General features: G+C 34.5%; 22 protein-coding genes. 13 read left to right on the top strand and 9 right to left on the bottom strand.

Going from position 1 to position 23,156, the window contains the following annotated elements:
* From twy1 to cutA, 4 genes are read right to left on the bottom strand one after another with little or no spacing between them, the layout of a single operon-like run.
* A complete protein-coding gene (twy1, locus tag SACI_RS06360; RefSeq protein WP_011278168.1) occupies positions 1-1,077 on the bottom strand; it encodes a 4-demethylwyosine synthase TYW1 in 1,077 nt (358 codons plus the stop codon).
* 45 nt (positions 1,078-1,122) lie between these two features.
* Positions 1,123-2,553 (bottom strand): Asp-tRNA(Asn)/Glu-tRNA(Gln) amidotransferase subunit GatA, encoded by a 1,431-nt coding sequence (gene gatA, locus SACI_RS06355; RefSeq protein WP_011278167.1) that lies wholly within the window; start codon positions 2,551-2,553, stop codon positions 1,123-1,125.
* 1 nt (position 2,554) lies between these two features.
* Positions 2,555-2,848, bottom strand: a complete 294-nt coding sequence (gene gatC / locus SACI_RS06350; RefSeq protein WP_011278166.1) for an Asp-tRNA(Asn) amidotransferase subunit GatC — start codon at positions 2,846-2,848, stop codon at positions 2,555-2,557.
* Complete coding sequence (gene cutA / locus SACI_RS06345; protein WP_011278165.1) at positions 2,832-3,164, bottom strand: divalent-cation tolerance protein CutA; 333 nt, start codon at positions 3,162-3,164, stop codon at positions 2,832-2,834. Before cutA ends, gatC begins: the two co-directional genes overlap by 17 nt.
* A 44-nt stretch (positions 3,165-3,208) precedes the next feature.
* Between cutA and SACI_RS06340 the strand changes: the two genes are divergently transcribed.
* Both SACI_RS06340 and SACI_RS06335 read left to right on the top strand, forming a co-directional pair.
* Entirely contained in the window at positions 3,209-3,586 is a 378-nt protein-coding gene (locus tag SACI_RS06340) for a hypothetical protein (RefSeq protein ID WP_011278164.1), read from the top strand.
* Between the two features lie 255 nt (positions 3,587-3,841).
* Positions 3,842-5,176, top strand: coding sequence for a DEAD/DEAH box helicase (locus SACI_RS06335; protein ID WP_238375753.1), 1,335 nt, complete (start codon positions 3,842-3,844; stop codon positions 5,174-5,176).
* On the opposite strand, the gene SACI_RS06330 is transcribed toward SACI_RS06335, so the two are convergent.
* A complete protein-coding gene (locus SACI_RS06330; protein WP_011278162.1) occupies positions 5,131-5,640 on the bottom strand; it encodes a hypothetical protein in 510 nt (169 codons plus the stop codon). The genes SACI_RS06335 and SACI_RS06330 overlap by 46 nt on opposite strands.
* A 92-nt stretch (positions 5,641-5,732) precedes the next feature.
* Here SACI_RS06330 and SACI_RS06325 point away from each other — a divergent pair, with 92 nt between their 5' ends.
* Positions 5,733-6,008 (top strand): hypothetical protein, encoded by a 276-nt coding sequence (locus tag SACI_RS06325; protein WP_011278161.1) that lies wholly within the window; start codon positions 5,733-5,735, stop codon positions 6,006-6,008.
* On the opposite strand, the gene SACI_RS06320 is transcribed toward SACI_RS06325, so the two are convergent.
* Both SACI_RS06320 and albA read right to left on the bottom strand, forming a co-directional pair.
* Positions 5,983-6,309: a hypothetical protein gene (locus SACI_RS06320; RefSeq protein ID WP_011278160.1), complete on the bottom strand. Its 327-nt coding sequence runs from the start codon at positions 6,307-6,309 to the stop codon at positions 5,983-5,985. The two genes, SACI_RS06325 and SACI_RS06320, sit on opposite strands and share 26 nt — an antisense overlap.
* An 84-nt stretch (positions 6,310-6,393) precedes the next feature.
* Positions 6,394-6,687 carry a DNA-binding protein Alba gene (gene albA, locus SACI_RS06315; RefSeq protein WP_011278159.1) on the bottom strand — a complete coding sequence of 98 codons (294 nt, stop codon included), beginning with the start codon at positions 6,685-6,687 and terminating at the stop codon, positions 6,394-6,396.
* Between the two features lie 316 nt (positions 6,688-7,003).
* On the opposite strand from albA, the gene rgy reads away from it, so the two are divergent.
* Positions 7,004-10,465 (top strand): reverse gyrase, encoded by a 3,462-nt coding sequence (gene rgy / locus SACI_RS06310; protein ID WP_015385600.1) that lies wholly within the window; start codon positions 7,004-7,006, stop codon positions 10,463-10,465.
* Here the strand turns inward: rgy and SACI_RS06305 are convergent.
* Positions 10,430-10,702: a ribonuclease P subunit p25 family protein gene (locus tag SACI_RS06305; protein ID WP_011278158.1), complete on the bottom strand. Its 273-nt coding sequence runs from the start codon at positions 10,700-10,702 to the stop codon at positions 10,430-10,432. The genes rgy and SACI_RS06305 overlap by 36 nt on opposite strands.
* Positions 10,703-10,804: 102 nt before the next feature.
* Positions 10,805-13,609 carry a DEAD/DEAH box helicase gene (locus tag SACI_RS06300; protein ID WP_011278157.1) on the bottom strand — a complete coding sequence of 935 codons (2,805 nt, stop codon included), beginning with the start codon at positions 13,607-13,609 and terminating at the stop codon, positions 10,805-10,807.
* A 70-nt stretch (positions 13,610-13,679) separates the two neighbouring features.
* Here SACI_RS06300 and SACI_RS06295 point away from each other — a divergent pair, with 70 nt between their 5' ends.
* From SACI_RS06295 to SACI_RS06255, 9 genes are all read left to right on the top strand, one after another.
* A complete protein-coding gene (locus SACI_RS06295) occupies positions 13,680-13,919 on the top strand; it encodes a hypothetical protein (RefSeq protein WP_048054399.1) in 240 nt (79 codons plus the stop codon).
* Positions 13,920-14,026: 107 nt separating this feature from the next.
* Positions 14,027-15,475 carry an RtcB family protein gene (locus SACI_RS06290; protein ID WP_011278155.1) on the top strand — a complete coding sequence of 483 codons (1,449 nt, stop codon included), beginning with the start codon at positions 14,027-14,029 and terminating at the stop codon, positions 15,473-15,475.
* Positions 15,472-16,407: a deoxyhypusine synthase gene (locus SACI_RS06285; protein WP_011278154.1), complete on the top strand. Its 936-nt coding sequence runs from the start codon at positions 15,472-15,474 to the stop codon at positions 16,405-16,407. Before SACI_RS06290 ends, SACI_RS06285 begins: the two co-directional genes overlap by 4 nt.
* Positions 16,408-16,442: 35 nt before the next feature.
* The gene (locus tag SACI_RS06280; RefSeq protein ID WP_011278153.1) at positions 16,443-18,041 is read left to right on the top strand and encodes a DNA topoisomerase VI subunit B; all 1,599 of its coding nucleotides are present in this window, start codon (positions 16,443-16,445) and stop codon (positions 18,039-18,041) included.
* The gene (locus SACI_RS06275; RefSeq protein ID WP_011278152.1) at positions 18,038-19,198 is read left to right on the top strand and encodes a DNA topoisomerase IV subunit A; all 1,161 of its coding nucleotides are present in this window, start codon (positions 18,038-18,040) and stop codon (positions 19,196-19,198) included. Before SACI_RS06280 ends, SACI_RS06275 begins: the two co-directional genes overlap by 4 nt.
* 342 nt (positions 19,199-19,540) lie before the next feature.
* Complete coding sequence (locus tag SACI_RS06270; RefSeq protein ID WP_011278151.1) at positions 19,541-19,936, top strand: translation initiation factor IF-5A; 396 nt, start codon at positions 19,541-19,543, stop codon at positions 19,934-19,936.
* A gap of 1 nt (position 19,937) precedes the next feature.
* Entirely contained in the window at positions 19,938-21,272 is a 1,335-nt protein-coding gene (locus tag SACI_RS06265; RefSeq protein ID WP_011278150.1) for a signal recognition particle protein Srp54, read from the top strand.
* Positions 21,241-22,317 (top strand): pseudouridylate synthase, encoded by a 1,077-nt coding sequence (locus SACI_RS06260; RefSeq protein ID WP_011278149.1) that lies wholly within the window; start codon positions 21,241-21,243, stop codon positions 22,315-22,317. The genes SACI_RS06265 and SACI_RS06260 overlap by 32 nt, the downstream gene beginning before the upstream one ends.
* A complete protein-coding gene (locus tag SACI_RS06255; protein ID WP_011278148.1) occupies positions 22,314-23,111 on the top strand; it encodes an SDR family oxidoreductase in 798 nt (265 codons plus the stop codon). The genes SACI_RS06260 and SACI_RS06255 overlap by 4 nt, the downstream gene beginning before the upstream one ends.
* Positions 23,112-23,156 lie beyond the last annotated feature (45 nt).

The following is a 23,156-nucleotide window of genomic DNA, read 5'->3' as shown; positions in this document are numbered from 1 at the left end:
TCAAATTCCACCCTCCGTACAACTTTCTTCTGCTTCCTTATATTCTCCATTCATATCATCTTCTGTGTCCTTTGTGCTCCAATTCCACTTGTCTGTCCATGCATTTCCTATTTGGATTGGTTTATCAAGCCTGCTCAGTAAAAGTATTCTACTAGGAACATGTTCTGATATTATCTTATAACCCGTGTAATTAGCTAAGATTTTAGAGAACTCCCTGATTTCATTATGTTTTGGCATAGCATCCTTTGTTAATCTGTACGTAGAGGGTCCTACATGCATATAAGATTTTACTTCTATGTAAGTGGGTTGTGATAGTTCAATAAGTTTTGCGAAATCTTTTGCATCTTCCTCACTCATGTTATACCCTTTTATCATTGTCATTCTAATTACTGTTGGAGAGCTGAAACTTGGAAGGATTTTAAGGGTCTCTAAGAACAGTTCCCATGAATTAGGAACTATAGGTCTATTCATTATCTTATGTTTTTTATAGTTTGGTGCCTGTATTGATACAAAAAGCTGTGTTGGTTCCTCCTCCAAGCTTGCCAATATATCAGGTCTTACACCACTTGTGACTAGAAATGTAGTTAATCCTTTCCTATGATACTCTTTAATTAGCTCTCCAATTCTATTGTATAAAGTAGGTTCTCCAGTGAGGCTAATTGCTACATGCCTTGGTGTAGCTGCGTCTATAACTTTATTTTTAGGAACACCGTTTCTTCCAAAGTATCCTGAAACTGCCCTCTTATGTTCCTCTATTGATCTCTCCACAATAATTTCAGGTTCATCCTCTATCGGAATTTTAGTCTCGTCCCATTCAATACCTATATCCTCAGGCTCCAATCTCCAGCAGTGTATACATCTGAACCAGCACCATGCAGCAGAGGGAGACATTTGTACACATCTATGGCTTTCTATGCCATAGAACTTACCCTTATAGCAGTATCTACCAGTAGTCAAAGCTTCATGAGTCCAATGACATTTTTTATACACACTGTGGCTTCCCACTACATGATATTTCTCCTTCTCCAGCTCTTTCATAATTACGCTAAACGTATCTATCTTTAATTGTCCTTCCATCAGTAAAAACTATTTAGTTAAGTAAAAAAGCTTTGTGTAGGTGCTTTAAATATTAGCTGTTAAATTATAATATTTAGATATTTTTTCTATGTTTTTAGAAATGTTTATCAATTTATAGTCTGATAAATAACTACCCATCAACTGCAAACCTATTGGTAGATTATTGTAAAATCCTATAGGTTGTGATAAAGCAGGTACACCAGCCAAATTTGCTATAACGGTGTTAAGATCCATTGCGTACATTTTTAGTGGATCTCCTACTACTTCTCCTAATTTTGGAGGAATTATTGGCATTGTGGGTGATGCAATGAAGTCATATTGCTTTAGAATTCTATCTATCTCATCTTTTATCAACCTTCTCACTTTCAATGCCTTAATATAATATTGTTCATAATATCCTGCACTTAAGATGAAGCTACCAAGCATAATTCTTCTTTTAACCTCTATTCCAAACCCTTCTCCTCTATTTTTTCCGTAAGTATCTTTCCAAATTCCATCATAATGTGCACTATATCCATATCTAACTCCATCGAATCTAGCTAGATTAGAGCTAGCTTCCGACATTGCAATAATATAATATGCTGGTAATGCATACTCTGCCAATTTAAATTCTATGTAATCTATTGATACTCCTTCTGAAACAAGTTTATCTAATATCTCATTAAACGCCGATGTTACCGGTTTTTCTGAAGCCTCGAGTATATCCTTAAGAACAGCTATTTTAATGTTCTTTAGATCAACTTTAGATGAACCGTCACGTTTATACTCATTTTTATTTATACTTATGGTAGTAGCATCTCTCCAATCTTCACCTGCTATAACATCATATAATAATTCTAGGTCTTCTGCATTTTTAGCCATAGGACCTATTTGCTCTAAACTATTTGCATATGCAATTAGTCCATATCTACTAACTGTTCCGTAAGAGGGCTTCAAGCCAAATACTCCATTAAAGGCTGCAGGAGCTCGTATGGATCCTCCTGTATCACTACCTAATGCTAATTCCACAATTCCACCAGCTAGAACTGCGCCACTTCCTCCGGAAGATCCTCCAGGTGTTCTTTCCAGATCCCATGGATTTTTTGTGGGACCAAAATAACTTGTTTCGGTGGTCGATCCCATTGCAAACTCGTCCATATTGGTCTTTCCTATTATTACTGCACCCTCGCTTTTGAGTTTCTCTACAACGGTCGCGTCATAAGGTGGAATATAGTCCTCTAATATCCTAGAAGCACATGTGGTTCTGATTCCTAAAGTAGAAATGTTATCTTTGATCGCGATCAATACTCCTGCTAATTTTCCGTGTTTATTACTAATATTTTTCTTTACTTCATCTATTATTTCCTGCTTATTTCTTATTGTTATAAAGCTGTGTATTAGCTTTTCAACTCTTTCTATTTTTTCGTACGTTTTTTCTACGTAGTCCTCAGGAGTCAAATTTCCGTTTTTTAGGCTTTCCACTACATCTTCAATCAAGTTACTCACCGTAAGTTCTTGGTCCGACTATGTATCCGTTTTCCTTTCTTTTTACGTTCTGTAAAGCTTCATCTCTGTTTAACGGTTTCAAAGGCTCGTCCTTTCTTAATTTTCCGCTTGAAATAGGGTGGAATAAAGGCTCTACATCTTTTAATTCTAACTCATTAATTTTTTCAAAGAAGTCTATAATCCTCTGTAAATCATTTGAAATTTTATCCTTTTCTTCATTTTTAAGTCTAATAAGAGCTAACTGCTCCAATTTACTTAAATAACTCTCATCAATCTTTATTTTCATCTAATGTCACGCTCTCTTTGATCCAATCTAAATATTTGTCAAACCCTTCATTAAAATTAATTATTATAATTTCTGGTATCTTGTAAGGATGAAGTTCCTTAATTCTTTGTATTAACTTTTGTGTCATGCTATTATGGCTCTTAATTAAGAGTAAAATCTCGTCATCTACGGTAGTCTTTCCTTCCCATACATAATAAGATTTAATATAAGGAAATATATTTACGCAAGCAGCTACCCTCTCATCGACTAAAGTTTTTGCAATTTTGTTAGCAGACTCCATGGTATTTGTGGTGGTTAGAACAAGTATGTAAGTCATCTCAATTAAGCATATAAGTCAAAGGTATAAAATAGTTAATAATTGTGAAACTAAGGGAGCTTTTATCAGAGGTTAGTATAAAGGGTTTTAAAGAGGCTTTATTATTAGGTTTATCTGAAGCTGAGGAGTTAGGAAAAGATATTCTAGGTATGACTTTGTCTAATGGCTATGGAATTATTTTTTACGTAGATCCTTTTAACGACGAGATTATTTATACCTTTTTATACATTAAAAATGAAATTAAAGATGAAAATCTAAAGTTATGTTGTTTATTCAATAGAGGAGATAATACCTATTTTATCTACCAAATCTTAAATTTCAATGAGTTTATAAAAAAGTATTGTGACGGTCTTGAAGTAATTTATGTAGAAGTGATAAAGGATGACCTTGAAGACTTTTTACATTCAACAATGGATAGATAATGAAACGTTTAAAAAACTCTTGACATTTTGCAGATTTTTAGGTAGAGATCCCGATAATGGGTCAATTTTTGTAATAGATGTGGATCGTGCTAGAAAAAATGGAATTCGATTATTGATATAAAGAATATACTAGAAGAAATTGGAGTTGAATTTTCAGAGGAGGAGTTCGAAAGCCTCAAAAAATACTTGCCTTCTTATGACGTAGAATTTGAATTAAACTCTGAAGGACTTATAATTAAACCACATGTATATTTAATGGAATTAATCAAAGACTATTATGAGCAAAAGATTATTAAATATGATAAGACGAGAAAGATCTTCATAACGTTCCCTTACTATTATGTTTTCTTAAAATCACGATTTGAAGAGAATGGATTGATAGTTAAGCCATTAGATTTACAATTCGATGTTTTAGATATAGAGTTTAAAGGTGAATTAAGAGAGTACCAAAAAGAAGCACTGTCAAAATGGTTAGAAAAGGGGTCAGGTGTAATAGCTCTCCCCACAGGTGCAGGGAAAACCTTAATTGGTATAAGTGCGGCATGTGCTGTTAAGCAATCTACACTAATAGTGACATACACTAAGGAGCAGATGCTACAGTGGAGAGATGCTTTCATAAGATTCACTAATATAGAAAAACGCAAGATTGGATTATACTACTCCGAGAAAAAAGAGATTAAACCTATAACAGTATCAACTTACCAGACTGCATATAGGCATATTCAAGAACTTTCATACAAATTCGATGTTCTGGTTATCGATGAGGCTCATCATTTGCCTGCTGAAAAATTTAAAAGAATTGCCCTTAACTCTATAGCTACCAAGAGACTAGGTTTATCAGCTACCCCCTATAGAGATGACGGAAAGCACGAAGAACTTTTTAAATTTATGGGCGGATTAATTTACTTTAAATCTCCTCAGGAATTAATCGAGAAGGGTTATTTAGCTCCATATGAAGTTGTCCAGGAGAAGGTTCAACTATCGATTGATGAAAGAATGATGTACAACGAGCTACTAAATAAATTTAAAAAATATTCTAGATCAAGAAAAGTCTCAGAACTGCTTATGTTGGCAAAAAAGGGTGATAGTGACGCTATAGAAGCCTTAAAGATATATAACGATATGCGTAAACTCGTAAATCTTGCTAAACAGAAAATAGACGCCGTGAAGAGAATTGTAGAGAAGGAGAAAGGTAATAAGATTTTAATATTTACGCAATATGTAGATCAGGCTGAAGAAATTGCTAGGACTATTAATGGTCTTTTGATAACAGGAAAAATTTCTAAGAGCGAAAGAGAAAGAATACTTAACATTTTTAAGAGTATGAAGAGCGGAGTCTTAGTGTTGACCACTGTAGGTGACGAAGGACTAGATATACCTGATGCAAATGTAGGTATAATAGTTACTGGAACTGGGTCAAGAAGGCAGTTTATTCAAAGATTAGGTAGATTATTAAGACCCGGTGTTGATAAAAAGGCAAGGCTTTATGAAATAATGGTTAGGGGTACTGCAGAAGAATATCAGGCATTAAAGCGTAAGGAGACTCAAATGGATATGTTTCTGTCGTCAGCTGAAGACGATGATATATAATAATATAAAGAATACGCGAACAATTCCAAATACTTCTTATAGTCCATACTTGGTATGATAACTAAATTTCCAGCTAAGTACACTAACGGAACATCCTGAACTGAGATTATGGGCTGTGCTTTAACCTTAATTTTAAGGATTTTTATCTCTAGCTGTTTAGGTAGTAATTTCTTTAAAGTGAAAGCTGTAAGTAAGTTTTCATGGACTTTGATTTCTCCTTTTATTAAGTCTCTTCCTTCTAAAAATTCAATACGTTCATTCCCTTTAACTATATATCCATCTACCCAATTTGGGCTTTCAATAAAATTCTCACAATTTTCTGATACTACAGATAAAGGCGGAAATTGTATTAACTGTTTGTTTATCTTTAGCGTTGCAGGATATACTAGTATGATATCTCCTTTTTCTACTTTTTGATACTCAGTTGGTCTACAAATTTTAGCTCCAACATCAACATATGGCATATTAACATATATTAACTCTTATTACCTAATCTAAAAATGTAGTGATAGGTCTCGTAAGGTCTGAGAAATGATGATTAACTAGGCTGTTGATTATGAGATGGCTAAAGAAAAGGGAAATAATAATATATTTTCTACTTTATAAGAAATTTGAAACTGAAAAATTCAATATAGGTGAAGCTATACAAGTCCTTTCACCATATTTCTCAAAGAAGGTTTCAATAAATGTGATCAGATATTTAACCAAAGTTGGTCTTGTAATAAAATTAAATGAGACTGAATATAGATTGTTATCCATGGAGGAATATCTTTTAGAAATATCAGTAAGTTACATTAGGAGAAGAGCTACTCTTCATCATAAAACTCAATAGTTATCTTCACTTTCACTTCCTTTCTACTTAGTGGTGGTATATTTTGTCCAAAGTCCACTCCTACATTAACAGGATTTCCCATGGAGTCATTGAATCTTACTTCAGCCACATAATGCTTCTTTGGACCTTGAGATAATGATTGCATTAAGTCGTTATATAATCTGGAAATAGCCATTTGTAGTGAAAGAGGGCTAGCAAAGTCTTCTGGTTTTAACTGTACAGAAACTAAATTTCCTAAAACTTCTCCAATCTTAGCTTTACCTTCAAATTCTACCTTATATGAAGGTTGATTTGAAGACATTACTTCTCAATATTATGTTACTAATCTAACACTTTTAAGTTATTCATAACAAGAAAAGGGTTCATAAAAACCTTAACTATCTTTTTATGCCTTTTTTCTTATTCCTATTTCTATTGTGGAAACTCTAGACTGCCTTCCGTCCTGGCTGGTTACAACTTGGCTTCCTATTCTAATCTCTTTTACCTCTATTTTGTCTGGTAAGAATCTGTTCCTCACTATTTCTACAGTGTCAACTGCTTTGCTTATTGCTCTACCTCTAGCTTTTATTGTTATCTCACTTACACCCTGATTTAGTAGAGTTAGGGCTGCTAATACATAGTTCATTACAGGTTTTTTACCTACCAATACTACATTGCTTGGGGTTGCGCCTGAACTCACTTAAACCACCTATCGCATTATCAGAAGGTAAATAGGATAATAAAGTTATCTAGCTTATACGCATTTACAAGAGTGATTTTTATAGTTCGTCAACATTAAAATGAGAATATTAAAATTAATATTGTTAGTTCTATATTAGTAGCAAAGAGCGTTATACTAATAATTATAGTCTGAAAGGCTTCAATTATATAATGTTTTCATATATCAAAATATATAACAAACCGAATTATTCTAAATCGAGTTACCGCTTATGTAGTCAAAAGTAACATTTAGTCCTCATATTTATAAGATCATACTATCTAACGGAAATGCTAGAATGCTAAAAGTGAACTACCTATTTGGTTGCCCTAACTGTAATGGCTCAATATCCGTTGATAGACTTCATGCAGGTATTCCTTGCGAGACCTGCCTTCCTGGAGCTGTGGAGAAATTAGATATCCGGACTATTTATGATTTACTTGTTAAATACTCTACATTGAAAGGCTACTCTGAGCTCTACATGGATCTGGAAATGTATGATGATATATTGAGACTCTTTAAGAAAATTGTAGGAGGAGAGCCATGGTCTCTCCAGAGATATTGGTTAAACAAATTGGTAAGAGGAGAAAGTTTCTCCCTATCAGCTCCTACAGGTGTGGGAAAGACAACTACACTTATAGTATATTCTGTATATAGTCACACAACTTCTCTATTTGTGGTACCAACAAAATCTCTAAGAGATCAAATATGCGAAAAACTAAAGAAAATAGGTCATTTAGTAAGTTGTAATAAGCCTGAGGAGGACAAAGTAAACGTAGTCACGTTTCATTCTATAAATAAGAATATTGACGAATTCGTTAGAATAAAGCCTAAACTGCTAATGGTGGACGATGCAGATATGATATTAAAGAGTGGGAAAACAACAGAAAGAATAGCTAAAGTTCTTCAGATCCCTCAGGAAGTTTTCGACGATACTATAAAGATGTTAAGGCTCAAAAGAATGTTAAGGTTTAAAGAAGACGAGGATTTGATAAATCAGGTAAGGGAGTTAGAATCGAAAATCCTAGGATATAAATCATCTGTGCAGTTTATAGTTTCCAGTGCTACATTAAAACCTAAAGGATATAAGCAGATGGCGTTAAGATTTTTAGTAGGGTTTGAGCCGTCTACCATACAGATATATAATAGAAACGTTATAGATAGTTTTACCTACTCCAATAACGTAAATGAACTAGTTAAGGAAATCGGGGATGTAGGGGGTCTTATTTTAGTTAGTAAAGATTATGGCAAGAAATACGTTGACCAAATAACTGACAATCTAAACGCGGAAGGATATAGAGCTATGAAGGCTATATCAGGGAGGAAATTCTTGGAAAAGTTTAGTAATGGTGATGTGGATTTTCTTGTTGGCTCAGCTAGCTATTACGGAGTTGCAGTTAGGGGAATAGATGAACCAAAAAGGCTAAAATATGTCATATTTTATGGTGTTCCTAAAACTAAGCTACCTTTAGAGGACTCTCTAAATAATCCATTAACCGCATTAAAAATAGGAGAGTTGTTAAAATTAGATGTTACAGAATATAGAAAGAGACTCATTTATTTGAGTCCTGCAGAACTTCAAGCTGTAAAAATAGCATTACGAAATAAAGTTTCGTTAAATGGAAAACTAGGTGACTTAGTAGAAGATTTAACAAAACTTAAGGATATTATATTAGATACTATAAAAGCGAACAAGATCGATAAATTAGTATCAGATTCTTTCGTCATAAAGAAAGATACGAATAAACACTACATATTCTTCCCAGATATAATAACATACATACAAGGTTCTGGTAGAAGTAGTAGAATCATGAATGGCGGTCTCACACTAGGTTTAAGCGTAGTTCTTGTTGATGATTTGGAATTATTTGATATTCTCAATAAGAAGTTAAGACGCATAGCCGAGGTCACCTTTATGAATTTCGACGAGCTAAAACTTGACGAAGTAAGAGAGAAGTTGAACAAGAGTAGAAGTGATGGTTCTGGAGGCAGAAGTATGAACTTTAAAACAGCCCTATTGGTTGTAGAGTCACCTACTAAAGCTAGAACTATATCCAAGATTTTTGGTAGAGGAGTCAGGAGAGAAATATATGGAATACCAGTGTACGAAACCATAATTATAGATGATCATAGTAATACTATCATATATACTAATATAATAGCCTCTAAGGGTCACCTAACTGATCTCACCACCGAAGAATTAGGTTATTATGGCGTCGAAATTAACGATAAGGACATAGTTGTCAACTATTCTCCCCTATATAGATGCATGAGTTGCGGAAAAACAATAACCAAGAAAGTATCCACTTGTCCCTACTGTGGATCGAGTATGATAAATTCCTCTGAGAAGATTGTAAACGCTATAAGGCTCATTAGTACAGAAGTAGATGAGGTTTATATAGCTACTGATCCTGATCAAGAGGGAGAAAAAATAGCTTATGATATCTACTCTCTAATATCACCATATAATCAAAATATCTTTAGAATATCTTATAATGAAATAACTAAAACAGCAGTTCTTAACGCTATAAAAAGCAAAGCCAAAATAAATGAGAGTTTAGTTAAGGCTCAGATCGCTAGAAGAATTGAAGATAGATGGATAGGGTTTGAGCTGAGTAGTGTACTTAGATCAGCACTTAATGATAACAATAATGGTACAGGAAGAGTTCAGGGTCCAGTCTTAAAGTGGGTTGTAGGAAAAACCTCAGAGTATAAGGCAAACATTGGATACGTGGTAGACATAAACATTGGAGATTATGTTGTAAGAAAATTCTTCAAGACTAAGAAAGATGCAGAAACTTTCATTAGCCAATTAAACGTAAAGGTTACGAAGATTGCCGAGAGAACCTCAACTATAGACCCTCTACCTCCATTTACTACAGACTCACTGCTAATTGACGCTTACAGTAAATTCAGGATTAATAGTTCATTAGCTATGAAGGTAGCTCAAGAATTATTTGAAGCTGGGCTTATAACGTACCATAGGACAGACAGTATACATATTTCGCCTTACGGAATTTCTATAGCTAGAGAATATTTGGAAAAAATAGGTAGCAATGATTTTGTAGGCAGAAGCTGGGGTAATGAAGGAGCACATGAAGCTATAAGACCAACGAGATCAATGGACGTAGAGGAACTAAGGAAAGAGATTGAAGAAAATCCATTCCAATTTGGCATAAAGTTTACATGGGCACATTATAGGTTATACGATCTTATATTTAGGAGGTTTATAGGAAGTCAGATGTCGTCTGCTACCGCAACATATACGACCTATGAGATAAACATTAATGGTGAGTTATACACGGTAGAGCTTCCTACAAAAGTGCATGGAGGTTTCTCTTCCATATACGGAATAAGAGTTTATAATTTAGACGAGAGCCACTTAACAACTAGAATAAGAAAGGGCTCATTAGTATCTTTACTAACCTATGCGGACGTAATAAGATTGATGAAAGATACGAATATAGGTAGACCAAGTACGTATGTTAGAACTGTCCAATCATTAATAAGACATGGATACGTAGTGGAGAGTAAGAAGAGGTCATTCTTAATAGCTACTAATAAAGGTCAGAAAGTTTATGAAATCCTTAACAAGTATTTCTCAGATATGGTGAGTGAGAGCAGAACTAGTCATTTGATCACAAAGATAGATAAGATTAACAGAAATGAATTAAGTGCAGAAGACGTCATTATGGATCTGCTGAATGAGATTAAGAATATTAAATTAGTAAATCCTCTTCAGTCGGAGCAATATGTATGATATTCTGCGTCTATCTTTAACTTCACTCCCTATATCTACTTTTTCTAATCTTACACCCTCTTTCAGCCTATCAACTAGTTGGTTATAAACTTCTATAGCTTTATTTATCTCCTGACCACTTCCTCTTATTTCTACCTCTTCGTATCCTTGGTTAAAGAGTATTATCGTATCTAGTACATAATCCTCTATTCTTTTAGATTTGGTAATAACGATTTCATTTGGTTTTTTTGTGGACATTTATGGGTCGTTTAAAAATGAGACATGTGGAAAAATAAATCTGTGCTTTATGTTTACATCAGAAACACGGGCCTTTATCACCAATCTATTGAAAGGGCCTCATCATCCAAACCTGGTATTCTGTATGTAGCTAACTGCATTTAAAATTAAAAACTTTATTACATTTTTATTAACGAAGTAGTACCTAGGAGATATAGACATAACAAGTGGATCACTTGGGTCTTTTAGTTTCAATTCAAAAACTTCATCGTAAGGTATTCTTCTCGTAACATTTTCAGGGTTTTCCACTAATTCCTTAACTCTAAATACAATTTCAATATTTCCTTCATTGTTAATAGGTCTGATTACTGCAACATATGTCTCGTCAAGTTTTATAGGTTCAAAAGAGTTATAGTAGTCTCCTGTCTCTACTATCTCTTCAAAATCCTCTAATAATACCCATCTCATATCTTTCGTATCTATGTCTATAAAATTACATGTTCTGTATTTTGAGTCATACTTTCTCATCTTCTTTAATCTACTTTCCAGGCTCTTTTCTGAAATTCCTAGCATTTCAGATAACTCGCTTACGGTATACGCTCCTCCTTTCATTGCCTGATAAATCCTTATGCTTAGATCTGTAATCCATGGTCTAAGTGGGGTATGATTAAGTACAGCTCTTCCAAGCGGAGAGATTCCCTCTATATGTATGATATCGATATCTTTGTTCTTTATCATTTTAATATATTTTAATGTATTTTTAATGCTGAAATACTTATATACTGTCTGTTTTATTGCCTCTTTAATTAATAACTTATCATCATGAAGTGAGACATTTCCTATCTTGCCGAAACTGTATTTAATTTCTTTCAATACCGTATAAAACAAAGGAGATCTCATGATAGACTTTATAATTAGTTTCCTTAGTTCATCCTCATTCATATTCACTATCTCGCTCATTAGATCATTTTCTACTCCTCTTATGGAGAAACCGTATATAGAAGATCTAACTGAAACATTTAGTGAAAGATCTTTCGTTGCTAAATATAGAAGTAAATGAGCTAGTGTATTTGAGACTTTCTCGTTGATAAGCGTTGCGTAAATTATCTCATTTTTATCTTTTTCAACATAAATAGTTTTTCTATTAGGTAATGGAAGTCCATGTACAAGGTAGAAATTAACAAAATTTTTGAGATCGTTCTTTGCCGCATTATTTATGATATTCAGATCCAAATACCTTTTGTAGTTACGTATAACCTTACTTATCTTTTTAGGTAAAAGATTCGATCTTGATACGTTTTCTCCTTTCCATATAGGTATTTCTCCTTCTCCATCATTTGCAGGAACAACTGTTATGGTCATTTTATTTAGGTCAATTGAGACAATTCTCCAGAGTTTACCGCTTATTCTAATTGTATCGTTATTTCTTAAATGTTTATAGACATAAATTGCATCTATTTCACCAACAGTCTTATTCTCGAATCTAAGTAAAAATGTCTCATCACTACTTACAAATGAGAAGAACTCTGAAAAATCCTTCATCCATGCCAACTTATTATTTTTATTGAAACTCCAGATTTTGAAAAATGTTTTCCCTACTTTTACTCTATTTCCCTCGACTTTCAGTAAATTATTGTTTGCTAGATATTCGATGAGTTTTAAAAATTCTTCAAATGACAGTGCTCTAAAATACGTAGAAGAGCTGATTATGGAGTAAAGTCTATTTACATCTACTTCTCCATACTGTAGAGCTATACCTATGGCTTCTCTGGCAACGACGTCAAGAAATGGCATTACTTTTCCGCTCTCTAACTTACCTTGCATAGCAAGCTCAGAAAGTGCCAAACTTTCTATGACCTCATGATCATATAAACATAATATCTCACCGCAGGAGACATGATCTATCAAATGCCCACTTCTTCCCAATCTCTGCAAGAAAGATGATACACTTGGTGGTGGTCTATACATTATAACCTTTTTAACATCTCCTACATGTATTCCTAACTCTAGTGTTCTTGTGCAAATAACTAAATTCGCTCTACCTTCCCTTAAATTTTCCTCTACTTTGTTCTTATCATCTCTAGATATAGACGAATGATGAACAAAAACAGAAGGTATATTATATTTTTCTAATTCTTCGAACAATCGCTCTGTACTAAAACGTGAATTTGTAAACAATAAGGTGGGTTTTTCTATCTTATTAATGACCGTTTTTGCTATTGTGGTCCAAGTTTCTCCTTGATGTTCTACTTTATGTATTTTTAACTCAAAATTTTTGTTTGAAGATACTTTTATTATGTTGAAGTCTCTCTGAGAAGATCCAAAAAGTAATTGAGCAACTTTCTTCTCATTACTTATAGTAGCCGATAAGCCTATCCTTTGAAAATCATTACCAGAATACTCCTTTAGTCTTTCCAATAGAACTGATAACTGTGCTCCTCTTTTAGAGTGGACGAGCTCATGTACTTCATCGATTACTACCCATTTAATATTTTTATAATTCTCCCTAAACTTAGTTGCCCAATCTAAATCTACTTCCAACCCCTCTGGGGTTGTGACGAGAATGTGGGGAACCCTTTTTAACCTTATACTCTTCTCTTTTTGGGGAACTTCCCCGTGTTTTCTACTAACTATAAAACCTAACTTGGAAGCCCACCAATCAATTCTGTGAGTTAAATCATTAATAAGTGCCTTTAATGGGGTTATGTAAAGTAAAGCTACGGGAGAGAGTGATGTATCATTTAACATTGAGTTAAATATAGGTAATAATGCTGCTTCGGTTTTACCATAACCCGTGGGGGCTATGATTAAAACATTTTTACCCAATAGAATGGGTGAGAGTGTTTTCTTTTGTATTGATGTTAGGTCATCCCATCCTTTTTCACGTATTAGTGATAGTAGCTTGTAGCTAAGATCATTTTTATCCACATATACCACCGGATATGTTCAATGCACATTAAACGGATATTTTTTAAAATTTAAATTCTACTATCGTCGTATGAAAAGAAGAAACGAATGCATCGTGTGTGGTAGAATATTTTATGAAGGTCAAGGAATCAAAATAACAGTAAAAGGCAGAGATTATTTATTTCATAGTAAAGCTTGCGCATATAAGTTCCTTAAAGAAGCTATATATGATATGGATGCGGACCAAGTCGTTGAAGCCTTTAAGACAATTGAGAAAAAATACAGTGAAATATTAGAAAAATTCAAAGAGAAAAAGAAGAAAGTAATATGAAGAGTTATCAGTACGCTCAGCGTCATCATGTTCAGTGTCCGCTATAATCATCATTAATGTAAAGTAATTTTATTAGAATATAAAGTATGATGTAAGTAGGAAACCTTATGCAGACTCAGATTAAGAGAATTGGCAATTATGAGTGGCGTATTGAAAAGGGAGCCCAGGAATGTATGAAAGTACCAGTTACAGTTTTCGCGGATGATGTGCTTATCGATAAAATGAAACAGGACTTGACATTAAGGCAAGCTACTAATGTATCCTGCTTACAGGGAGTGCAAGAGTCAGTATATGTACTCCCTGATGGTCATCAGGGATATGGTTTTCCAATAGGCGGAATAGCAGCTAGTGCAATTGACGAGGAAGGTGTAGTAAGTCCAGGAGGAATAGGATATGATATAAACTGTGGTGTAAGACTGCTGAGAACTAATCTTGATTATAAGGATGTTAAAGATAAGCTTAAGGATTTGGTTGAGGAGATCTACAGAAACGTACCAAGTGGAGTGGGAAGTGAAGGAAGAGTAAAATTATCGTATCAACAACTTGACAATGTATTAAGTGAGGGGGTAAAATGGGCTGTTGATAATGGATATGGATGGAATAGAGACATGGAGCATATAGAGCAGAGTGGCAGTTGGAATTTAGCAGATCCATCTAAGGTAAGTCCTATAGCAAAACAGAGGGGTCATACACAATTAGGTACATTAGGAGCAGGCAACCATTTCCTTGAAATTCAGGTTGTTGATAAGATATATGATGAAAAGGTAGCTAAAGCTATAGGCATAACCCATGAAGGACAGATAACAGTAATGGTTCATACGGGATCCAGAGGATTAGGTCATCAAGTAGCTAGTGATTACTTACAAGTTATGGAAAGAGCAATGAAGAAGTACAACATAAAAGTTCCTGATAGGGAACTTGCAGCTATACCATTTAACACTAGAGAGGCTCAAGATTATATACACGCAATGTCGTCTGCAGCAAACTTCGCATGGACCAATAGGCAAATGATAACACATTGGGCCAGAGAAAGTTTTGGCAGAGTGTATAGAATAGACCCAGAAAAATTAGATCTTAATATAGTATATGATGTAGCCCATAATATAGCAAAAATAGAGGAATACGATATAGACGGAAAGAGAAAGAAAGTTTTAGTACACCGAAAGGGAGCAACAAGAGCTTTTCCACCAGGAAGTACTGAGATTCCTGCAGATCATAGGAACGTAGGTCAGATAGTCCTCATACCAGGAAGCATGGGGACAGCAAGTTATATAATGGCAGGAATTCCGGAGGGTAGAAGAACATGGTTCACTGCACCACATGGTGCAGGAAGATGGATGTCAAGAGAAGCCGCGGTCAGAAGTTATCCAGTTAATTCAGTAGTTCAAAACCTAGAGGAGAAGGGTATTATTGTGAGAGCGGCTACTAAAAGAGTAGTAGCGGAGGAGGCACCAGGTGCATATAAAGATGTTGATAGAGTAGCGAAAGTTGCTCATGAAGTTAAGATAGCTAAATTGGTTGCAAGATTAAAACCCATAGGTGTGACTAAGGGTTGAAGAGAGAGGATTTATTAACAAACGTAGTAGACGATTTAAGCTTGGAGGATTTAAGGGATTTAAAAAATTTAGAGATAATTTTTGATAAAGTTTATGGATTTTCTGCTGAGAATGTTGTAAAGGCTGTAGAAATTTTAAGGGATCTAATTAAGGAGGCTGATTTAAGGTTTCTTTCATTTACAGCAAATTTAGTTTCCACAGGGCTTAGAGGTCTTTTAGCAGATCTTATTAGAAGGGAATACTTTAATGTCGTCATAACTACAGGTGGCACAATAGATCATGATATTGCAAGAAGCTTTGGTGGCAAATATTACAAAGGTTCCTTTGAATTCGACGATACTATGCTCAAAGAACTAGAAATACATAGACTGGGGAACATTTTTATACCATTTGAAAATTATGGAAAAGTAATAGAAGAAGTTGTAAGGAAATATATACCTGAAATAGTCTCAGTGAGAAAAGATTGGAGCGTATACGAGTTATTATGGGAATTTGGGAAAAGGATAAATGATCAGCATTCAATTCTCAAGGCTTGCTATGAGAAAAAAGTTCCATTAATAGTTCCAGGTGTAGTAGATGGTTCGTTTGGCACAAACCTATTCATAGTTTCGCAATTCAATGGACTGAAAATTGATCTTTTCCAAGATATGCGACTCATAAAAGATCTAATATTTTCATCTGAGAAATCAGGCGCATTAATTATAGGAGGTGGAATAAGTAAGCATCATACGATATGGTGGAATCAATTCAAGGACGGCTTAGACTATGCTATATACATTACTACAGCCCAGGAATATGATGGTAGCTTAAGTGGTGCAAGACCTAGAGAAGCAATATCATGGAATAAGGTTAGACCTTCAGCACGGAGTGTAACGATTTATGCTGATGCTACCATAATACTACCTATTTTGTCGGCATCCTTATTAAGATAAAATGGTGTAAATAATAGAATCAGGAGTGATTTACTATGCCACAAGAAGAGAAATATAGTAGCATTTCTCCCGCAGAATTCTTTAAAAGAAATCCAGAGTTAGCTGGTTTTAGCAATCCTGCTAGAGCTCTTTATCAAACTGTGAGAGAATTAATAGAAAATGCTTTGGATGCAACAGATGTTCACAATCTATTACCTTCACTTAAAATTAGCATTGAGCTTGTTGACCAACAGAAACAAATATATAAGGTAAACGTCGAGGACAATGGCATCGGTATACCGCCTCATGTTGTTCCAAATGCATTCGGAAAAGTTCTATATAGTTCCAAGTACGTATTACGACAAACTAGAGGAATGTATGGACTAGGCGTTAAGGCAGCCGTATTGTATAGTCAGATGTATCAAGATAAACCTCTTGAAATTTACACTTCTCCACTCAATTCTAAACGCATTTACTTCTTTAGATTAAAAATAGACGTTACCAAGAACGAGCCCGTAATAATGGAGAGGTATTCAATAAGTAACGATAAAGGGTGGCATGGAACTTCAGTAAGTATTTATCTTTTAGCTGATTGGCAACGTTCAAAGGCTAAGGTGTATGAATATGTTAAAAGAACATATATAATAGCACCATATTCTGAGATCGTTTTTAGAGACCCTGAAGGTAACGTGCTATATTTTCAGAGGCTTACCACAAAATTACCAAAACCACCTGAGGAGGTTAAGCCTCATCCATATGGTGTAGATATTGAGCTGATAAAGTTTATGATAGCTAAAATCGACAAACCATTAGACATTAGAGACTTTTTGGTTAAAGAATTTCAGAGTGTAGGTGATGTTACAGCCGATAAGATATTAGAGTTATCTAAAATCTCTAAAAATAAAAAGATAACAAACCTGACTGATGAAGAAATATCTAGACTTGTAGAAGTTATGAAGACCTTTGACGATTTTAGACCTCCGTCTGCTGAAGCATTATCTGTGATAGGTTCTGATCTGATAGAATTAAGCTTACAGAAGGTCTTCAACCCAGAATTTGTATCAGCTATTACCAGAAGACCAAAGGCATACCAAGGACACCCCTTCATAGTAGAAGCCGGTGTTGCTTATGGTGGAGGTATACCAGCTGCGACAGAACCTTTAGTTTTACGTTATGCAAATAAGATTCCTCTAATATATGACGAGAAATCTGATGTCATTTGGAAGGTGATAAGTGAGGAAATAGACTGGAAAAGATATGGAGTTGAAACTGACCAATATCAATTAGTTGTTATGGTTCATCTTTGTAGTACAAAAGTTCCATATAAAAGTGCAGGTAAGGAGAGTATAGCAGATGTTGAGGAAATAGAGAAGGAGATAAAGTTAGCAATAATGGATGTGGCAAGAAATCTAAAGAAATATTTGACAGAAAAGAGAAAAGAGCAAGAAGCTAAGAAAAAGCTGATAACGTATTTAAAATACATACCTGAGGTTAGTAGAAGTTTAAGTATGTTTGTTGCTGGGAGTAAAGAAAAAATACCTGACACAGATAAGGTTCTCAGATCAAGATTACTTGACCTGATCATAAGAAGGTTAGAAATTGAAGATAAGAATTTAGAGGAAGAGATAAAGAAGTATAAGGTGGAAGAAGTATGACAGAGCTTGAATCTAAAGTAGATAAGGAGATAAGAAAGAAGGCTGGGAATGTTTTGAGAGAGACATTCCTAAAATTAGTTGAAATGGTTAATAATAATGAACCACCCATAATGGAAATACCAAAAAGGACCCTTTCTAACACAGTTTATGATGAAAAGAGAGGATTATTAATTTTGGGAAAAGAAAAGTTAAAGAGAAACTTTCTGGATCTAAATGAGGCTAAAAGATTTATGCAGACCACGTTGATGGCAAGTATTATATATGACGCGTTGGTTAACGATGAATATCCAACTATACGTGATCTATATTATAGGGGAAAGCACTCAATAATTTTGAAAGATCCTAATGGTAGGGCTTATGAAGAAAATACATGGGATGAACAGAAAGAATCTGACAGTGTGATAGTGGATATAGAGGTATTTACGTCTCTGCTTAGGGAGGATATGTTAATACTCAGCAAAGAGAAAGGTAAGGTAGTAGGTGATATGAGGATCAGAAGCGGAAATGATGTTATAGATCTAAGCAAAATGGGTCATGGTGCGTACTCAATTGAGCCAACACCTGACTTAATAGACTTCATGGATATTAATGCAGAGTTTGTACTAGTTGTGGAGAAGGACGCAGTGTTTCAGCAACTTCATAGGGCTGGTTTTTGGAAACAGTATAAGGCAATTTTAGTTACAAGTGCGGGTCAACCAGATAGGGCTACAAGGCGTTTCGTGAGAAGACTGAATGAAGAACTTAAACTTCCGGTTTATATATTAACAGATGCAGATCCTTATGGATGGTACATATATAGTGTGTTTAAAATAGGTTCAATTTCTCTTTCCTACGAAAGTGAGAGACTTGCAACACCTAATGCTAGATTTTTAGGTGTATCAATGACTGATATATTTGGAGATAAGGGTAAGAAGCCTTATCTTTCAGATCAAGAAAGGAGGAATTATATAATTAAAGCCAAAGATGCAGATGTAAAGAGAGCTATGGAAATAAAGAATTACGAATGGTTCAAAACTAAAGGTTGGCAGCATGAGATTTCAGTATTCTTGGACAAAAAGTCTAAGCTTGAAATAGAGGCTATGGCAAGTAAGGGTTTAAGATTTCTCGCATTTCAATACATTCCTGAAAAGATCAAGAATAGCGATTTCATAAACTGATTTCATAAACTGATCAGCCGAGACAGGTTATATCATCGTTCAATATTTTGGGTCTCGTCATCCTTTTCAAAATATTCCAAAATATCATTAAAAGTGTTTCTCTTACAGGTTTTACAATATTGGTAAATAGCTGGCTGTTTGCTTATGTCGAAACTTATATTTATCACCCATTCATTACCGCAACTTCTACATCTTACTTTCCAAGGCATAGTTTATAAGTCAACTTATAAATAAAATATATTGCTGTGAAGACGCTAGACTTAGACTGACTCATGATGAAGGGCCAAAGCTCAGAGCAAAAGAGTTTAAAACTCATATTAAAAGGAATTAATGGGAATTCAAATGAGCATACAGTACACTACGGTTGGAGATCTTAAAGTAGGTAGTTACGTGATGATAGATGGAGAACCATGTAGAGTAGTTGAAATAACCAAGGCGAAAACAGGAAAACACGGAAGTGCAAAAGCTAATGTTGTCGCAATAGGTTTGTTTACAGGTCAAAAAAGATCCCTTATGGCACCTGTTGATCAGCAAGTTGAGGTTCCTATCATCGAGAAGCACGTAGGTCAGATATTGGCTGATAAGGGAGATAATCTGACAATTATGGATTTGGAAAGTTACGAAACATTTGATTTAGAAAAGCCTACTGAAAACGAGATTGTTTCAAAAATTAGACCTGGAGCAGAAATAGAGTACTGGAGTGTGATGGGGAGAAGAAAAATTGTAAGGGTAAAGTAAATTGTTAGATGGTCTAAGGGATGCAGTAAGAAAATTTTTAGGTTCCTCAGATTATGAAAAAGCAGTTAACGAATTTATAAAAGAACTTCAAATAATTCTCATTAAAGCAGATGTCAATGTCAGATTAGTAAAGGATTTAACAGACAGAATAAAGAAAAGAATAACAGAAGAGAAACCCCCATCCGCAATAGAAAAAAGAGAATGGTTTATATCAATAGTTTACGATGAATTATCTAGACTCTTTGGTGGAGACAAGGAGCCCGAAGTCATGCCAAAGAAACTGCCTTACATTATAATGCTTGTTGGCGTACAGGGAAGTGGTAAGACTACAACTTCTGGCAAACTTGCGCTTTTCTACAAGAAAAAGGGATATAAAGTAGGTTTAGTTGCTGCTGATATATATCGTCCTGCTGCATATGAGCAATTAATCCAGATAGGACAGCAGATAAATATTCCTGTTTATGGTGAACCAGGAAACAAAAATCCTATAGAAATAGCAACAAATGGTTTAGAGAAATTTCTAAAGGAAAAAATGAATATTGTAATAATTGACACAGCCGGAAGGCACGGTTACGGGGAAGAAGCCAGTCTTTTGGAAGAAATGAAATCGATGTATGATAAAATACACCCAGACGAAGTAATTTTAGTTATAGACGCATCAATTGGTCAAAAAGCATATGACTTAGCCTCTAGATTTCATCAAGCAAGTCCAATTGGTTCATTAATAGTGTCAAAGATGGACGGAACAGCGAAAGGAGGAGGAGCTCTATCAGCAGTAATAGCTACTGGGGCTCAGATAAAGTTCATAGGTACAGGAGAAAAATTGGATGAATTGGAAGTATTTAATCCTAGAAGATTTGTATCACGCTTATTAGGTTTAGGAGATATTGAGAGCATAATAGAGAAAATAAAGAGCGTAGAAGACTACGAGAATTTAGAAAAAAGAATGGAAGACGTAATTTCAGGTAAAACAAAATTAACTCTTAGGGACATATATAAACAACTTATAGCTTTAAGGAAAATGGGTCCATTAGGTAAAATATTTCAAATGTTGCCTGGTGCTGGAATATTATCACAAGTTCCAGAAGAACAATTAAAATTAGGTGAAGAGAAAATAAGGACATTTATGGCAATAATGAATTCAATGACATATAAAGAATTAGATAACCCATCCATAATAGATAAAGCCAGGATGAGGAGAATAGCAAAAGGAGCTGGCGTTACAGTTGAAGAGGTAAAGGAACTTCTTAAGCAGTATCAAATGACTAATAACTTACTTAAAATGGTAAAGAGGAGAAAAGGTCTTGCAAAATTATTTGGCGGAAGTAATCAATAAGGCTTTTGAATTATTATCAAAGTACCCTCTTTGTGACAGTTGTTTAGGAAGATGTTTTGCTAGACTTAGTTATGCACATACAAATGAGGAAAGAGGAAAGGCAATAAAACTTACTTTACTCCTCAGTTTGGATTATTCCCTTAAAGAACATAAGATTCAGGATTCCAATCAAGTGAAGGAGATAATGTTTAATATGGGACAAATATCTTATGGTATTTTCTCTCTTTACTTCGGAGATGATTTTCAGAATAGATCATGTTACATTTGCAACAACAGGATACAAGAAATTAAGAGAAAATTTTACCAAAAAGCTCTCAGTCTTTTAAGAGAGAAGGGATATAAGACTTTTGTTCTTGGAGTTAGTTTGCCCAGGCATATGAGGGATATTGAACAGAACTTCATAGTAGAGAACGGTTTGATATATTATGAAAGTTTAAAAAACGAGATAAAAAGAGAAGTTGGAAAACTACTCACTGGGGAGGAATCAAAGCCAGATATTGATAATCCTGAAGTAGAGATAATATATGATATAGAGTATGATACGATTTTAGAAAGGAAGAGAACGAAGCACTATCTATTCTTTTATAACAGGTTAGTCAGAGGTATACCTTTATCAAGTTGGTATGCTAAAGGAGGACTGTCTCTAGAGAAGTTATTGAACACTCAAATTAATTCGCCATATTCAGAGCCTTCTGATGTGAGAATTGTAGACGACTATCCATTAATTACTGAAGTTGATCTTAACTTAAATCAAATTAACGGATTTTACTTAAAGAAATCAGGAAGGGTATCTGGCACAGAACTAGACGTTATATATAATGTAAAACCTTCCATCAGAGTTTATAGGGTTACAGTGAATGCAAAAGAGGAACTAAGGGATTGTGTGAAGGTCTTTGATACTATTTGTGATATTTTTATTGAGGCTAAGGACTTTAATGAGCTAAAACAGAAACTGGCTGAATTAAGAGGGGAAATTTTAGGCATAGATCTAATTTCTACCACAGGAAAAAGTAATCTACTTGCAAACAATTATATTAGACCATGAACTTGAGCGTTTCAGGTAAGAGGGTTCTCATAACAGCATCCACAGAAGGTATAGGTTTAGGAATAGCAAGAACGCTATCTCGTGAAGGTTGCAAAATTGTGATTACTTCAAGAAACGAATCTAAAGTGAAAAATGCGGTGAACCAATTATCCAGGTACAATCCTGAAGTATATGGTCTTCCCTCAGACTTGACTAATTTAGATGAATTAGATAAACTAATCTCTTTCGCTCTAGATAAATTAGGAGGTATAGATGCTCTAATTTTTAACACCGGGAATCCACCAAATGAGCCTTCTACCTTTGAAGTGACAAATATGTCAGACTGGGACTATTCAGTAAAACTATATCTATTAAGTGCGGTAAAGCTTACTAAGTTAGTTCTTCCAGAGATGATAAAGAATAAATGGGGTAGAATTATTTACTTATCATCATGGACTATTAAAGAACCACAAAGTATTTTTGTTTTAGCTGACGTTTCGAGGTCTTCTTTAGTTCAACTCTCAAAAATTATTTCAAAAGATTATGCCAGATATAACGTAACATCAAACGTTATTCTTATGGGTAGCTTTGAAACTGAGGGTGCAAAAAAGAGCTTAAGGAAACTTGCTGAGACAAAGAGGATTCCTTTTGAAGAGCTATGGTATAGAGAAGTTCTTCAAAGATCTCCTCTAGGTAGGACTGGGGATATAGATAAGGAGTTAGGTCCGCTGATAGTATATCTTATCTCCGAATATTCGTCATATATTACAGGCTCTGTTATTCAAATTGATGGAGGAACAACAAACGCAATCTAAATTAAAGGAGTCCTTCAACATTATCTTTACAATACTATTGGTATT

The sequence above is a fragment of the Sulfolobus acidocaldarius DSM 639 genome (genome assembly GCF_000012285.1).
Classification (GTDB): domain Archaea; phylum Thermoproteota; class Thermoprotei_A; order Sulfolobales; family Sulfolobaceae; genus Sulfolobus; species Sulfolobus acidocaldarius.
Note: the sequence above shows the minus strand (reverse complement) of the source record. Positions and strands in the feature narration are given on the sequence as shown.